Annotated in this window: 13 protein-coding genes; all 13 read right to left on the reverse strand. The window is 47.2% G+C overall.

What is annotated here, in order from left to right; genetic code table 11:
- Positions 1-123, reverse strand: a 123-nt coding sequence (locus COW15_RS02420; protein WP_293629605.1) for a GTP-binding protein, incomplete at its 3' end; no start/stop codon positions are given.
- A 71-nt stretch (positions 124-194) separates the two neighbouring features.
- Positions 195-2,291: an elongation factor G gene (gene fusA, locus COW15_RS02425; RefSeq protein WP_293629582.1), complete on the reverse strand. Its 2,097-nt coding sequence runs from the start codon at positions 2,289-2,291 to the stop codon at positions 195-197.
- 79 nt (positions 2,292-2,370) lie between these two features.
- Positions 2,371-2,841, reverse strand: coding sequence for a 30S ribosomal protein S7 (gene rpsG / locus COW15_RS02430; RefSeq protein ID WP_007644345.1), 471 nt, complete (start codon positions 2,839-2,841; stop codon positions 2,371-2,373).
- 80 nt (positions 2,842-2,921) lie between these two features.
- The gene (gene rpsL / locus COW15_RS02435) at positions 2,922-3,296 is read right to left on the reverse strand and encodes a 30S ribosomal protein S12 (RefSeq protein WP_037457737.1); all 375 of its coding nucleotides are present in this window, start codon (positions 3,294-3,296) and stop codon (positions 2,922-2,924) included.
- 179 nt (positions 3,297-3,475) lie between these two features.
- Positions 3,476-7,693 (reverse strand): DNA-directed RNA polymerase subunit beta', encoded by a 4,218-nt coding sequence (gene rpoC / locus COW15_RS02440; RefSeq protein ID WP_293629587.1) that lies wholly within the window; start codon positions 7,691-7,693, stop codon positions 3,476-3,478.
- 82 nt (positions 7,694-7,775) lie between these two features.
- Entirely contained in the window at positions 7,776-11,807 is a 4,032-nt protein-coding gene (gene rpoB, locus COW15_RS02445) for a DNA-directed RNA polymerase subunit beta (protein WP_198781922.1), read from the reverse strand.
- 242 nt (positions 11,808-12,049) lie between these two features.
- The gene (gene rplL / locus COW15_RS02450; RefSeq protein ID WP_293629593.1) at positions 12,050-12,418 is read right to left on the reverse strand and encodes a 50S ribosomal protein L7/L12; all 369 of its coding nucleotides are present in this window, start codon (positions 12,416-12,418) and stop codon (positions 12,050-12,052) included.
- Positions 12,419-12,472: 54 nt separating this feature from the next.
- On the reverse strand, positions 12,473-12,973 hold the full coding sequence (gene rplJ / locus COW15_RS02455) for a 50S ribosomal protein L10 (protein ID WP_007644320.1): 501 nt from the start codon (positions 12,971-12,973) through the stop codon (positions 12,473-12,475).
- Positions 12,974-13,240: 267 nt separating this feature from the next.
- Entirely contained in the window at positions 13,241-13,942 is a 702-nt protein-coding gene (gene rplA / locus COW15_RS02460) for a 50S ribosomal protein L1 (protein WP_198781920.1), read from the reverse strand.
- A gap of 4 nt (positions 13,943-13,946) precedes the next feature.
- A complete protein-coding gene (gene rplK / locus COW15_RS02465) occupies positions 13,947-14,375 on the reverse strand; it encodes a 50S ribosomal protein L11 (RefSeq protein ID WP_007644302.1) in 429 nt (142 codons plus the stop codon).
- A gap of 127 nt (positions 14,376-14,502) precedes the next feature.
- Entirely contained in the window at positions 14,503-15,054 is a 552-nt protein-coding gene (gene nusG, locus COW15_RS02470; protein WP_198781919.1) for a transcription termination/antitermination protein NusG, read from the reverse strand.
- Between the two features lie 9 nt (positions 15,055-15,063).
- Positions 15,064-15,435, reverse strand: coding sequence for a preprotein translocase subunit SecE (gene secE / locus COW15_RS02475; protein WP_007644299.1), 372 nt, complete (start codon positions 15,433-15,435; stop codon positions 15,064-15,066).
- A 278-nt stretch (positions 15,436-15,713) separates the two neighbouring features.
- Positions 15,714-16,846 (reverse strand): elongation factor Tu (tuf, locus tag COW15_RS02480; protein ID WP_293629603.1); only part of this gene is annotated, 1,133 nt, incomplete at its 5' end.

Raw genomic sequence — 16,846 nt, forward strand, 5'->3', positions numbered from 1 at the left:
ACCGTAGGTCTTAGCCAGTACGTGAGAGATAGCTGCAGTCAGAGTGGTTTTACCATGGTCAACGTGACCAATGGTGCCCACGTTTACGTGAGGCTTAATACGTTCAAATTTAGCTTTTGCCACGATATATTCCTTTCTTTTCAGAATAGTCCAGTCAAAGCTGGACCATATAACATTTATGTCGTAACTGGAAATTAGCTACGAGATTCAATAATCGCTTTCGCAATGTTTTGCGGTGCATCAGAGTACTTCAAGAACTCCATAGAGTACGAAGCACGCCCCTGAGTTGCAGAGCGCAAATCAGTCGCATAACCAAACATTTCAGAAAGAGGCACTACTGCATGGACTATTTTGATGCCACCGAAGCCATCATCCATACCTTCAATCAAACCACGACGACGGTTTAAATCACCAACCACGTCACCCATGTAGTTCTCAGGAGTAGTGACTTCTACTTTCATGCAAGGCTCGAGCAACACAGGTTTCGCCTCAAGCGCACCCTTTTTGAAGCCCATAGAACCCGCAATTTTGAACGCCATTTCATTCGAGTCCACATCATGATATGAACCATCGAACAGAGTGACCTTCACGTCCAACACAGGGAAGCCAGCGAGTACGCCATTCTTCATCTGTTCTTGGATACCTTTATCAACCGCAGGAATGAATTCACGAGGAACCACCCCCCCTACAATCGCATTGATAAATTCGTAACCAGCGCCTTCTTCATTAGGCTCTAGTTTTAACCAAACATGGCCGAATTGTCCACGACCACCGGATTGGCGTACAAATTTACCTTCCGCTTCAACTGACCCACGAATGGTCTCACGGTAGGCCACCTGTGGCTTACCAACGTTACATTCGACACCAAATTCACGACGCATACGGTCGACGATAATGTCTAAGTGTAACTCACCCATTCCTGAGATCAGAGTTTGTGATGATTCTTCGTCAGTTTCAACCCGGAATGATGGATCTTCCGCGGCAAGCTTTTGCAGCGCGATACCCATTTTATCCTGGTCAGCTTTAGACTTAGGCTCAACGGCTATGGTAATTACTGGCTCAGGGAACTCCATACGTTCCAAGATCACTTTATGATCGTTATCACAAAGCGTATCACCCGTAGTCACGTCTTTTAAGCCAATAGCCGCGGCGATATCACCAGCGCGAACTTCTTTCAGTTCAGTTCGATCGTTCGCATGCATTTGCACGATACGGCCGATACGTTCACGTTTCTGTTTAACAGAGTTATAAACGCCTGAACCCGATTCGAGTACGCCTGAGTACACACGGATAAAGGTTAGAGTGCCTACAAATGGATCTGTAGCAATCTTAAATGCCAATGCAGCAAAAGGCGCATTGTCATCTGATGGGCGCTCTACTTCTTGCTCATTTTCGTCGATGCCCTTGATTGGAGGCACATCCACGGGAGCTGGCAAGAATTCCACTACCGCATCGAGTACCGCTTGAACGCCCTTGTTCTTAAATGCAGAACCACAGGTCGCTAAAACGATTTCATTATTTATAGTACGTTGACGCAGCGCTTTTTTGATCTCGTCCTCTGATAGCGTACCTTCTTCAAGGTATTTATCCATCAGTTCATCCGAGGCCTCGGCGGCAGCTTCGATCAGATACTCATGCATTTCAGCCGCTTTAGCCGCTAAATGCGCTGGGATCTCTTCATAAGTAAAAGTCATTCCCTGGTCTGCTTCATTCCAGTTAATGGCTTTCATCTTGATTAAATCGATCACACCTGTGAAGTTTTCTTCTGAACCGATATTTAATTGGATCGGTACACAAGTCGCTCCAAGGCGAGTTCTGATTTGCTTCACTACACGTTCAAAGTCCGCACCTGCGCGGTCCATTTTGTTAACAAATACGAGGCGTGGAACGCGGTATTTGTCAGCTTGACGCCAGACGGTTTCCGATTGGGGTTCAACACCTGAAGAACCACAGAAAACCACAACGGCGCCGTCAAGGACGCGCAAAGAACGCTCAACTTCAATAGTGAAGTCAACGTGACCAGGGGTATCGATGATATTGATGCGGTGTTCAGTGAATTGAGCATCCATACCACGCCAGAAGGTCGTTACAGCGGCAGAGGTAATAGTAATACCACGCTCTTGCTCTTGAACCATCCAGTCAGTGGTCGCGGCGCCGTCATGCACCTCACCGATCTTATGAGACAAACCGGTATAGAACAGAACACGTTCTGTTGTGGTGGTTTTACCTGCATCCACATGAGCACAAATACCGATATTACGATAACGCTCAATTGGGGTTATACGAGCCACGATTATACCCTCTCCACCAAGACGGTTGCCTTGGCAATATCAACAACAATGGTGTGGGCCTAAAGCCCACACCATCAAATTACCAACGGTAATGAGCAAAGGCCTTGTTAGCTTCAGCCATGCGGTGCACGTCTTCACGCTTCTTAACAGCAGTACCTTTGTTTTCAGACGCATCTAGCATTTCACCTGCTAGACGTAAAGCCATAGATTTTTCACCACGCTTACGAGCAGCTTCAACTAACCAGCGCATCGCCAGTGCGTTACGACGCACAGGACGAACTTCACATGGTACCTGGTATGTAGAACCACCAACGCGACGAGATTTAACTTCGACTGATGGGCGAACATTGTCCAGGGCTGCTTCAAGGATAACTAAATGGTTTTCGCTTTTCTTTTCAGCGATAACGTCTAGTGCCTTGTAAATAATTTTTTCTGCAGTCGACTTTTTGCCGTCCTGCATAATGACGTTGATGAACTTAGCCAGCAACTCACTGTGAAACTTTGGATCTGGTAGGATTTTACGTTGTCCTACAACGCGACGTCTTGGCATAACAATTCTCCGTATGCTTCAGGGATTTCCAAAACTGGAATTCTCAAAATAAACTAGCTTGGCCTTACTTAACGGATACGTTAAGACTTAGGACGCTTAGCACCGTATTTAGAACGGCTTTGGCGACGTGAGCTCACGCCAGCACAGTCTAATGCGCCACGAACAGTGTGATAGCGAACACCTGGTAAGTCTTTAACACGACCACCACGGATTAAGATCACGCTGTGTTCCTGCAGGTTGTGGCCTTCACCGCCGATGTACGAAGTTACTTCGAAACCGTTAGTTAAGCGCACACGAGCTACTTTACGTAGTGCAGAGTTAGGTTTTTTAGGGGTAGTAGTGTACACACGTGTACAAACACCACGCTTCTGTGGGCACGCATTCAACGCAGGCACGTTAGTCTTGTCGACTTTTGGCGCGCGTGGCTTACGTACCAACTGGTTTACAGTTGCCATGTATAGCTCCGAGTCAGTTGAATCAAACTCAACGATAAGGTGTGAAAAATCTATATCCCACAATGGTGGGACGCGGAATTTTAGAAAGGTAATGCCGGACTGTCAAGAAATAGCCAACTTTTGCGGCATTTTACAAGAAAAAAGGCGCCATTGGCGCCTTTTTATAACAAACTGATTACTTAATCTTGGCTACCAGCCAAGTTTAAGAGATCGGCCAAGTTCTGTTCAGCTTCACTTGCAGTGATCTTATTCACTACAACTGGCTCGTCTTTCTTAGCACGGGCATCATTGCGGGTCTTGTGATAAGCGTAACCCGTACCGGCTGGGATCAGACGGCCTACGATAACGTTTTCTTTCAGACCACGCAGTTGATCGCTCTTACCACCTACGGCGGCTTCAGTCAGTACGCGCGTGGTTTCTTGGAACGATGCTGCAGAGATAAAGGACTCAGTTGCCAGAGACGCTTTAGTGATACCCAGCAGTTCACGTTCGAAGGTCGCAGGGACTTTACCTTGTGCAATCAATTCGCGGTTAGCTATCTTAACGCGAGAAACTTCAACTTGCTCACCTTCTAGGAACTCAGTGTCGCCAGCAGAAGTGATCAAGCACTTACGCAGCATTTGACGGATGATCACTTCGATGTGCTTATCGTTGATCTTCACACCTTGCAGACGGTAAACGTCCTGCACTTCGTTCACAATGTAGTTAGCTACGTTGTGGATGCCGCGCAGACGCAGAATGTCATGCGCCGCCTCTGGACCATCGGCAATAACTTCACCACGTTCGACTTTTTCACCTTCGAACACGTTTAAGTTACGCCATTTCGGGATCATCTCTTCATATTGATCGCCACCATCGGCAGGTGTAATCACCAGACGACGCTTGCCTTTAGTCTCTTTACCAAATGAGATGGTACCGGAGATTTCAGCCAGAATGGCAGGCTCTTTTGGCTTACGCGCTTCGAACAAGTCAGCAACGCGTGGCAGACCACCGGTGATGTCGCGTGTTTTAGACGATTCCTGTGGAATACGTGCTAAGGCGTCACCCACGTTGATTTGCGCGTTGTCGTCGAGGTTAACGATCGCACTTCCAGGTAAGAAGTACTGTGCTGGAACTTCGGTACCAGGGATCATTAAGTCAGCACCATTAGCACCAACCAGACGGATCATTGGGCGCATTTCTTTACCCGCAGTACCGCGCTGACCAACGTCGAGGATCACGATCGATGACAGACCCGTTAGTTCGTCTGTTTGACGTGTCATAGTGACACCGTCAATCATGTCAACGAACTTGATGCTACCCGCCACTTCAGAAATGATTGGGTGAGTATGTGGGTCCCAGTTAGCGATAATATCGCCCGCTTCAACCGCCGCATCTTCCAACTTCTCAAGTACAGTACCGTAAGGCACTTTATAACGCTCTTTTTCACGACCTAACTCATCGATGATGGCCAGCTCAGAAGAACGAGAAACGATAACCAGTTTGCCGTCGCTGTTGGTAACATGCTTAGCATTGTGCAGTTTCAATGAACCCGAGTTTTTCACTTGGACATTGTTTTCTGCAGAAGCACGCGACGCCGCACCACCGATGTGGAAGGTACGCATCGTTAACTGTGTACCAGGTTCACCGATGGATTGTGCTGCCACAACACCAATGGCCTCACCGTGGTTGATGATATGGCCACGGGCCAAGTCACGACCATAACAGGCAGCACAGACACCGAAATCGGTATCACAGGTAATCACTGAACGTACAATCACTTCGTCGATTGAATGCTCTTCTAACTTGTCACACCATGCTTCATCGAGCAGGGTGTTGCGTGGCGCGAGCACGTCTTCAGTGCCTGGATAGAACACATCAACGGCAACCACACGACCCAGTACGCGTTCACGTAATGGCTCAACCACATCACCACCTTCGATCAGCGGCTTCATGGTCAGACCTTCGTGGGTACCACAATCGTCTTCAATGACCACTAAATCTTGAGCAACGTCAACCAGACGACGAGTCAGGTAACCCGAGTTCGCTGTCTTCAATGCGGTATCGGCTAGACCCTTACGCGCACCGTGGGTTGAGATGAAGTACTGAAGCACGTTCAGACCTTCACGGAAGTTAGCGGTAATTGGCGTTTCGATGATTGAGCCGTCTGGCTTAGCCATCAGACCACGCATACCCGCCAACTGACGGATCTGTGCAGCACTACCACGAGCGCCTGAGTCAGCCATCATATAGATGCTGTTAAACGAGGCTTGTTTCTCTTCAACGCCGTCACGGTTAATCACTGTCTCAGTTGACAGGTTTTCCATCATAGCCTTAGAAACTTTTTCGTTGGCACTTGCCCAGATGTCGATAACTTTGTTGTAACGCTCACCCGCGGTAACCAGACCAGATTGGAACTGCTCTTGAATTTCGAGCACTTCTGCTTCAGCATCAGCCACTAAGGTGTACTTCTCAGCTGGGATCACCATGTCGTCGATACCGACAGATGCACCAGAGATAGTCGCGAAACGGAAACCGGTATACATCAATTGGTCAGCGAAGATAACAGTATCTTTCAGACCCAGTTGACGATAACAAGTGTTCAATAGTTTAGAGATCTGCTTTTTGCCCATGTTCTGGTTAACCAGATCAAATGACAAACCTGCTGGCAGAATAAGTGACAACAGAGCACGACCCACAGTCGTATCAACGATACGGCGCTGTTCGCTACGCTCACCATTGTCACCAATAATGGTTTCAGTGATACGCACTTTAACACGGGCATGCAGTTCAGCAGCGCCAGTTGCGTAAGCTTTTTCAACTTCAGCAACAGACATAAATGCCATACCTTCACCACGGCCGTTAATACGCTCACGGCTGGTGTAGTACAGACCCAATACCACGTCTTGAGACGGTGTGATAACAGGCTCGCCGTTAGCGGGTGACAGGATGTTGTTGGTAGACATCATCAGGGCACGGGCTTCAAGCTGCGCTTCCAGTGTTAACGGTACGTGTACCGCCATTTGGTCACCGTCGAAGTCGGCGTTGTATGCCGCACAAACGAGTGGGTGTAACTGGATTGCTTTACCTTCAATCAGTACAGGTTCGAACGCTTGGATACCCAGTCTGTGCAGTGTTGGTGCACGGTTGAGCATCACTGGATGTTCGCGGATCACTTCATCCAGAACGTCCCATACTTCCGCCACTTCACGCTCAACCATCTTCTTAGCCGCTTTGATGGTTGTCGCTAAGCCACGACCTTCTAGCTTGCCATAGATGAATGGCTTGAACAGTTCCAGTGCCATCTTCTTAGGAAGACCACATTGGTGCAGACGTAGAGTAGGACCTACGGTAATGACCGAACGACCAGAATAGTCGACGCGCTTACCCAATAAGTTCTGACGGAAACGACCTTGCTTACCTTTGATCATATCGGCCAAAGATTTCAGAGGACGCTTGTTAGAACCGGTAATAGCACGACCACGGCGACCGTTATCTAATAGCGCATCAACAGACTCTTGTAACATACGCTTTTCGTTGCGTACGATAATGTCTGGCGCAGCTAAATCTAACAGACGCTTCAAACGGTTGTTACGGTTGATCACGCGGCGATACAGGTCGTTAAGATCTGAAGTCGCGAAGCGGCCGCCATCGAGCGGTACCAGCGGACGTAAGTCAGGTGGTAACACAGGCAGTACTTTTAAGATCATCCACTCAGGCTTGTTGCCTGAGGTGTAGAATGCTTCCATCAGCTTAAGACGTTTAGTCACTTTCTTGCGACGAGTCTCAGAGTTGATTGACGGCAGTTCTTCACGCATTTGTTCGATTTCTTTCGCTAAATCGATAGCACGTAACAGTTCAAGTACTGCTTCGGCACCCATCTTAGCTTCGAACTCATCACCGTATTCTTCTAATGCATCCAGATAGGTTTCTTCTGTCAGCATTTGGCCACGTTCAAGGCTGGTCATGCCAGGCTCGATCACGACGAATGATTCAAAATACAGTACGCGTTCGATATCACGTAGCGTCATATCCAGCATTAAACCGATACGGGACGGCAGTGATTTTAAGAACCAAATGTGGGCAACTGGGCTAGCCAGTTCGATGTGACCCATACGCTCACGACGTACTTTAGTCTGGGTAACTTCAACACCACATTTTTCACAAATAACACCACGGTGCTTCAAACGCTTGTACTTACCGCACAAACACTCGTAATCTTTGACTGGGCCAAAGATACGCGCACAGAACAGACCTTCACGCTCAGGCTTGAAGGTACGGTAGTTAATGGTTTCTGGCTTCTTAACTTCACCAAAAGACCAAGAACGGATCAGATCAGGCGATGCCAGACCAATTTTGATGCCGTTAAATTCTTCAGTCTTGCTTTGCTGTTTCAGAAACTTTAATAAGTCTTTCACGTTTCTCTCCTGAAGGAGTTAAACCGGGTGCACCGCATGAGCGGTGCACCATTCTGTTGCCAAACGCGGCTACTGCCTGCGCTTATTCCTGATCCAACTCGATGTTGATACCGAGTGAACGGATCTCCTTCAGTAATACGTTGAAGGACTCTGGCATGCCAGGTTGCATCTGATGGTTACCGTCGACGATGTTCTTATACATCTGAGTACGACCGTTAACGTCATCCGATTTCACGGTGAGCATTTCTTGAAGCGTATAAGCGGCACCATATGCTTCCAGTGCCCACACTTCCATCTCCCCGAAACGCTGACCACCGAACTGAGCTTTACCGCCCAGAGGCTGTTGAGTCACTAAGCTGTACGAACCGGTAGAACGGGCGTGCATCTTGTCATCAACTAAGTGGTTCAGTTTGAGCATGTACATGTAACCTACTGTTACTTGACGCTCAAATTCGTTACCGGTACGACCATCATACAACTTCAGCTGACCAGAGGTTGGCAAGCCTGCAAGCTCAAGCATCTGCTTGATCTCTTTCTCTTTAGCACCGTCGAATGCAGGAGTCGCAATCGGGATACCACCCTTCAGGTTTTGGGCAAGACGCATCACTTCATCATCTGTGAATGAATCGATGTCGACGCGCTGCTGCACTTCGTCACCTAACTCATACACTTGCTTGATGTAACCGCGTACTTCAGCCAGCTCGCGCTGTTCTTCAAGCATTGCAGTGATCTTGTTACCAATACCTTTAGCAGCGGCGCCCATATGAACTTCAAGTACCTGACCAATGTTCATACGTGATGGAACACCTAGTGGGTTCAATACGATGTCTACTGGGTTACCTTGTTCGTCATATGGCATATCTTCGATTGGGCAAATCTTAGAGATAACACCCTTGTTACCATGACGACCCGCCATCTTGTCACCAGGTTGGATAGTACGCTTAACCGCTAAGTAAACCTTAACGATCTTCAGTACGCCTGGCGCCAAGTCATCACCTTGGGTGATCTTGCGACGTTTGATTTCAAACTTCTTATCGAAGTCTGCTTTCAGCTCTTCATGCTGTTCGGCTAACTGCTCAAGTTCAGTTTGTTTTGCTTCATCGTCAATGACTTGAACCAATACATCCTTACGTGGCATCGCTGCGATTTGGGTTTCTGTGAAACCAGCACCTAACAATAGGTTGCGAGCACGGCTCAATACACCTTCTTCAAGGATCTTGAACTCTTCGCCTAAGTCTTTACGGGCTTGGGCGATGTGCATTTCTTCGATTTCAACAGCACGTTTATCTTTTTCAACGCCGTCACGGGTAAATACCTGAACGTCGATGATAGTGCCCTTAACAGAGTTAGGTACACGCAGTGAGCTGTCTTTAACGTCAGACGCTTTCTCACCGAAGATGGCACGCAGTAGTTTCTCTTCTGGTGTCAGCTGAGTCTCGCCCTTTGGCGTCACTTTACCTACCAGAATGTCGCCGCCCTTCACTTCTGCACCGATGTAAACGATACCTGACTCGTCGAGTTTCGACAGGGCAGATTCACCTACGTTTGGAATATCAGCCGTGATTTCTTCGCTACCCAGCTTAGTATCACGAGCGATACAAGACAGCTCCTGAATGTGGATAGTAGTGAAACGGTCTTCCTGCGCTACGCGCTCAGAAATTAAGATCGAGTCTTCGAAGTTGTAACCGTTCCAAGGCATGAACGCGATACGCATGTTCTGGCCAAGGGCTAAGTCACCTAAGTCAGTAGACGGACCGTCTGCTAACACGTCACCACGAACCACTGGCTCGCCAACGGCACAACAAGGGCGTTGGTTGATACAAGTGTTTTGGTTAGAACGGGTGTATTTAGTCAGGTTATAAATGTCGATACCGGCTTCGCCTGGGCGTAGCTCATCTTCATTGACTTTAACGACGATACGGCTCGCATCGACATAGTCGATAACGCCGCCACGCTTAGCTGACACTACCACGCCAGAGTCAACAGCTAGCGTACGTTCAATACCTGTACCTACTAACGGCTTTTCAGAGCGCAGTGTTGGTACGGCTTGACGTTGCATGTTCGCACCCATCAATGCACGGTTAGCGTCGTCGTGTTCTAAGAACGGGATCAGTGATGCAGCAACAGAAATAATCTGCTGTGGCGATACGTCCATGTATTGAATATCAGACGCGCGCATAAAGGTAGATTCACCTTTGTGACGACAGGCGATCTGTTCTTCAACCATGCGGCCTTGGGCATCAACTTCGATGTTCGCCTGTGCAATCACATAGCGACCTTCTTCAATCGCTGACAAGTATTCCACTTCGTCAGTGATCACACCGTCTACCACTTTGCGGTATGGCGTTTCTAAGAAGCCGTAGGAGTTAGTACGGGCAAAGCTTGCTAATGAGTTGATTAGACCAATGTTTGGACCTTCAGGGGTCTCAATTGGACATAAACGACCATAGTGTGTTGGATGTACGTCGCGGACTTCGAAGCCTGCACGTTCACGGGTCAAACCACCTGGGCCAAGGGCAGAAATACGACGCTTATGCGTTACTTCTGACAACGGGTTGTTTTGGTCCATGAATTGTGACAGCTGAGAAGAACCGAAGAACTCTTTCACTGCAGCAGAAATTGGCTTAGCGTTAATCAAGTCCTGTGGCATCAGCTCGTTCAGATCGCCTAAAGATAGACGTTCACGCACGGCGCGCTCAACACGGACTAAACCTACGCGGAATTGGTTTTCAGCCATTTCACCGACGCTACGAATACGACGGTTGCCTAAGTGGTCGATATCGTCGACTTCGTCGAAACCGTTACGGATATGAATGATATTCTTCATTACCGCAACGATGTCTTCTTTAGACAATACGCCGCTACCTTCGTCATCGGGGATGCTCAGACGACGGTTGAACTTCATACGACCTACTTTAGACAGATCATAACGCTCTTCACTGAAGAACAAGTTCTGGAATAGGGCTTCGGCTGCATCTTTGGTTGGTGGCTCGCCAGGACGCATCATGCGGTAGATCTCAACCAGCGCTTCTAAGCGGTTAGTGGTTGAATCGATACGCAGCGTATCTGAAATATAAGCACCATGATCTAGCTCGTTAATGTATAACGTGCTGATATCTTTAATACCGGCCAGTGATAACTTAGCTAAATCTTCTAAGCTGATTTCACTGTTGGCAGACACTAATACTTCACCCGTGTCCGGATCGATATAATCTTGAGCAGCATATTTGCCCACGATATATTCAACTGGCACTTCGAGTTCAGTGGTATTGGTTTTTTCTAACTGGCGAATATGGCGAGCAGTGATACGACGACCGGCTTCAACCAGGACAGAGCCCTCGGCATCCTTAATGTCGTAGCTGGCAGTTTCGCCACGCAGACGCTCAGGAACCAACGCCATCACTAGCGTATCTTTCTTGATCTTGAACTCAACGCGTTCGAAGAACAGATCGAGGATCTCTTGAGTAGAATACTCTAATGCACGCAGAATGATGGTCGCAGGTAATTTACGGCGACGGTCAATACGAACGAACAGTGCATCTTTAGGATCGAATTCAAAGTCTAACCATGAACCACGGTAAGGAATAATACGTGCGTTATACAGCACCTTACCCGATGAGTGGGTTTTACCACGATCGTGATCGAAGAATACGCCTGGGCTGCGGTGTAATTGAGATACGATTACCCGCTCAGTACCGTTGATTACAAAGGTACCGTTATCCGTCATCAATGGGATATCACCCATATAGACTTCTTGCTCTTTAATATCTTTTACAGTGCCCGCCGCTGCTTCACGGTCATACAACACCATGCGTAATTTAACGCGTAGTGGCGCTGAGTACGTAACACCGCGGATCTGACACTCTTTCACATCAAAAACAGGCTCGCCAAGCTTATAGCTGACGTATTGCAGTTCTGAATTACCAGAAAAGCTCTTGATGGGAAAAACGCTACGGAAGGCGGCTTCAAGACCGCGCTCACCGGTAGGATCTTGATCGGTGAACTTCTTAAAAGAGTCTAACTGAATAGACAAAAGGTAAGGAATATCCAACACCTGTGGACGCTTACCAAAGTCTTTGCGAATACGCTTCTTTTCAGAATAGGAGTAAACCATGGGTTTCCTCTGCTTACGAGATGTGACCAAGACTGAATCAATAACTTAAGTTATTACATTCAGCACGTTTGCCCATCACCGTTGATGGCAAGAACCTAACCAGTAATCTCTGCTAGGGACTGCAAAATCTGGCGACAAACGGTGAAAAAAAATCGCCGGCGCATATAGCGCAAAAAAGGCCGACGGTTAAAAAACCGCCAGCCTCCACCCAAATGGCTTGGGTGAGCAAGCTAAATAATAGCTTACTTGATTTCTACTGAAGCACCAGCTTCAACTAGTTCTTTCTTCAGAGCTTCAGCTTCTTCTTTAGAAACAGCTTCTTTAACTGCTACTGGAGCAGCTTCAGACATAGCTTTAGCTTCTTTCAGGCCTAAACCAGTTGCGCCACGGATGGCTTTAATTACTGCAACTTTGTTTTCGCCGTGTGCAGTCAGAATTACGTTGAATTCTGTTTGCTCTTCAACAGCAGCAGCAGCTTCGCCACCACCAGAAACAACAGCAGCAGCGGCAGAAACGCCGAACTTCTCTTCCATTGCTTCGATCAGTTCAACAACTTCCATTACAGACATAGCTGCAAAGGCTTCTAAGATTTGGTCTTTAGTGATAGACATAACAAATGTTTCCTATTGTTCTGAATTCAATTTCATTAAGCAGCCAGCTTGAAATTAAGCGGCTTCTTGTTTTTGATCGCGCAGGGCGGCCAGTGTACGAACGAACTTGCCAGCAGATGCTTCTTTCATAGTCATCATTAACTGAGCTAGTGCTTCTTCGTATGTTGGCAGTTTCGCCAAACGATCAATGTCAGCTGCAGGGATGAAATTCCCTTCAAAGGCTGCGCCTTTAACTTCGAAATTAGCTTGCTCTTTAGCAAAGTCTTTTAACAGACGAGCTGCAGCACCTGGGTGCTCGTTAGAGAAAGCAATCAAAGTTGGGCCAGTGAACGTTTCTGCTAGGCACTCAAAAGCTGTACCTTCAACAGCACGTTTCGCTAATGTGTTACGTACTACACGTACATATACACCAGCTTCACGCGCTTTTTTACGCAGACCGGTCATAGCACCTACAGTTACACCGCGTGAATCGGCGGCTACTGCAGATAGCGCACCTTTGGCAGCTTCGTTGACTTCAGCAACAATCGCTTTTTTGTCTTCGAGTCTTAATGCCATTGGCTTTACTCCTGGATTCTACCTAGGGTATTCCCTAGTATTTACCATACTAAATACTTATGTATTTAGTGACTTACGGTGCAGATTATCCAGTAAAAAAATTTAGCTGGGGCCTGACACCGTCTACGCAGGAAATTAAGTAAACCGTTAAAGTAAACACCTGCGGTCTTGGACGGAAGCCTAGTTTCCCGCACTCAGAAAGTGCATAAAACAGGCTTCAACCCACAAAGTGCGCGCATTATAGACTAATGCGCTCACCTTGTAAAATTAGTTAGCTGTATCGAGAGTCGCTTGGTCGACAGCAACACCTGCACCCATAGTGGTGGAGATGCTAACTTTCTTCACGTATACACCTTTTGCAACTGCAGGCTTAGCCTTTTTCAGTGCAGTGATTAACGCTTCCAAGTTTTCTTTCAATTGAACTGGTGTGAAATCCACTTTACCGATAGTAGTGTGGATAATACCGTTCTTGTCGTTACGGTAACGAACTTGACCAGCCTTGGCATTCTTAACAGCTTCAGCAACGTTTGGCGTTACTGTACCTGTTTTAGGGTTAGGCATTAAACCACGTGGGCCTAAGATTTGACCTAACATACCAACAACGCGCATTGCATCTGGAGATGCGATAACGACGTCAAAATTCATTTCACCGGCTTTGATTTGCTCAGCCAGATCGTCCATACCAACTAGCTCAGCACCAGCAGCTTTTGCAGCTTCAGCATTTGCACCTTGTGTAAATACTGCAACGCGAACGTCACGACCAGTACCGTGTGGCAACACAGTTGCACCACGAACGTTTTGGTCAGATTTACGTGGGTCGATACCCAAGTTAACTGCTACGTCTACACTTTCAACGAATTTTGCAGTTGCTAATTCTTTTAACAGAGCAACAGCTTCGTTGATATCGTAGCTTTTAGTACCGTCAACTTTCTCGCGGATTACGCGCATGCGTTTAGTTAGCTTTGCCATTATATTAATCCTCTACAACCAAACCCATTGAACGCGCAGTACCTTCGATTGAGCGAGTCATCGCTTCAATGTCAGCACCAGTCATATCGGCCGCTTTAGTTTCAGCAATTTCCTGAATCTTAGCGCGAGCGATAGTTCCAACTTTCTGAGTGTTAGGACGTGGAGAACCTGATTTCAGGCCTGCAGCAGTCTTCAGTAAGTAAGACGCTGGTGGAGTCTTAGTTTCAAAAGTGAATGAACGGTCACTGTATACAGTGATCACGACTGGAATAGGCATGCCTTTTTCCATTTTTTCTGTACGGGCGTTAAACGCTTTACAGAATTCCATGATGTTCACACCTTTTTGACCCAGAGCTGGACCAACTGGTGGTGAAGGGTTCGCAGAACCTGATTTTACTTGTAGCTTAATATAAGCATCAATCTTCTTTGCCATCTGACATTTCCTCAGTTTGGGTTCAAACGCGCATCAGCGACATGCTGATATGCTCCCCCGAAAACAACGGGTGCGGATTATATAGAAATCCGCACCCGTTGCCAAACGGATTTTGTAGTTTATTTAATCAGCCTTTTTCGACCTGATTAAAATCGAGCTCAACTGGTGTCGAACGACCAAAGATCATTACCGACACTTTCACGCGGCTCTTATCATAGTCCACTTCTTCAACGGTACCGTTAAAGTCAGCAAATGGACCATCACACACGCGAACGACTTCACCAGGTTCAAAGATAGTTCTGTGAGTGGGTGAAGCAGTGGTTTCTTGTAAGCGACGCAGAATAGCTTCTGCTTCGCGATCTGAAATTGGGGCAGGACGATCAGAAGTTCCGCCAATAAAGCCTAAAACACGCGGGATGCTTTTGACTAAATGCCAGCTGTCATCGTTCATTTCCATCTGTACTAATACATAGCCAGGGAAAAATTTACGTTCACTCTTACGACGCTGACCTGCACGCATTTCGATAACTTCTTCAGTCGGAACTAATACTTCACCGAAGTATTGCTCCATGCCGTGCATCTTAATGTATTCAATCAGTGACTTACAAACTCGGCCTTCATAGCCAGAGAATGCCTGCACTACATACCATCTTTTTTTAGCTTCTTTAGCTTCAGTCATTCGAGGTGCCTATACGCCAGTGATAAAATTGACAATTCGCATTAACACAGCATCCATACCCCAAAGAACCAGAGCTAAGATACCCGTTGCAGCAAGGACAATAAAAGTGGTGTTAAGCGCTTCTTGACGCGTTGGCCATACAACCTTACGCACTTCAATTTGCGACTCACGAGCGAAAGCCAAGGCTTTTTTACCCTTTTCTGTCTGTAGCGCAATAAAACCAGCAATAGCGAATGCAACGATAACGCCAAGCGCGCGTATGACGGCACTCGTTTCGCTATACATTTGATTGCCAATAACAGCAGCGGCTAGCAAAATGATCGCTAAACCCCACTTCACGATATCCAGAGAATTGTTCTGGTTTTCAGTATTTGTTGTCATCGGTTATTCCGTTACTCAATACGGCCTGAGCTTGAGCACAATAATTAGGGACATAGGACCCAGTTACAATACGCTTTTCGATACTCTGCATTTCCGAACACCCTTAGAAACGCAATCGCATAAGCTCAGGGTCAAAAATCGGCCATAGATTGTATTCTTATTCGACTTTGTAAGCAAGGATACGCAGTCGATGCAAGCCACAAAACCTAGCAAATAATCGACTTAAATAAAAAAGGAAGCCTAGGCTTCCTTTTTCAGCATTGTTTCTAAGCTCGCGATTAAGCGAAAATCTTAGCTACAACACCTGCGCCTACTGTACGGCCACCTTCACGGATTGCGAAGCGTAAACCTTCGTCCATCGCGATTGGGCAGATCAGCGTCACTTTCATCTTGATGTTGTCGCCTGGCATTACCATCTCTACGCCTTCTGGCAGTTCGATAGTACCGGTTACGTCAGTTGTACGGAAGTAGAACTGTGGACGGTAACCTTTGAAGAATGGAGTATGACGTCCACCTTCTTCTTTTGACAGTACGTATACTTCTGATTCAAAAGTGGTGTGTGGGTTGATTGAACCTGGCTTCGCTAATACTTGACCACGTTCTACGTCATCACGCTTAGTACCACGTAACAAAATACCACAGTTCTCACCTGCACGACCTTCGTCAAGCAGTTTACGGAACATTTCTACACCAGTACAAGTTGTCTTAGTCGTTGCACGTACACCAACGATTTCAACTTCGTCGCCTACGCGGACAATACCACGCTCAACACGACCGGTAACTACTGTACCACGGCCAGAGATTGAGAATACGTCTTCGATTGGCAGTAGGAACGGCTTATCGATGTCACGTTGTGGTTCTGGAATGTAAGAATCCAGAGCTGCTGCTAATTCAAGGATCTTCGCTTCCCACTCTGGCTCGCCTTCTAGCGCTTTCAGAGCTGAACCTTGGATTACTGGTAAGTCATCACCTGGGAAATCGTATTCTGATAACAGTTCACGAACTTCCATCTCAACTAGCTCTAACAGCTCTTCGTCATCTACCATGTCACATTTGTTCATGAACACGATGATGTACGGTACGCCAACCTGACGAGAAAGCAGGATGTGCTCACGAGTCTGTGGCATTGGGCCGTCTGTAGACGCTACTACTAGGATCGCGCCGTCCATCTGTGCAGCACCGGTGATCATGTTTTTAACATAGTCAGCGTGGCCTGGGCAGTCTACGTGTGCGTAGTGACGTGAAGGCGTGTCATATTCGATGTGAGAGGTATTGATGGTAATACCGCGCTCACGCTCTTCTGGAGCGTTATCGATTTGAGAGAAGTCTTTAGCTTCGCCACCGTAGGTCTTAGCCAGTACGTGAGAGATAGCTGCAGTCAGAGTGGTTTTACCATGGTCAACGTGACCAA

The sequence above is a fragment of the Shewanella sp. CG12_big_fil_rev_8_21_14_0_65_47_15 genome (assembly GCF_002783505.1).
GTDB lineage: Bacteria > Pseudomonadota > Gammaproteobacteria > Enterobacterales > Shewanellaceae > Shewanella.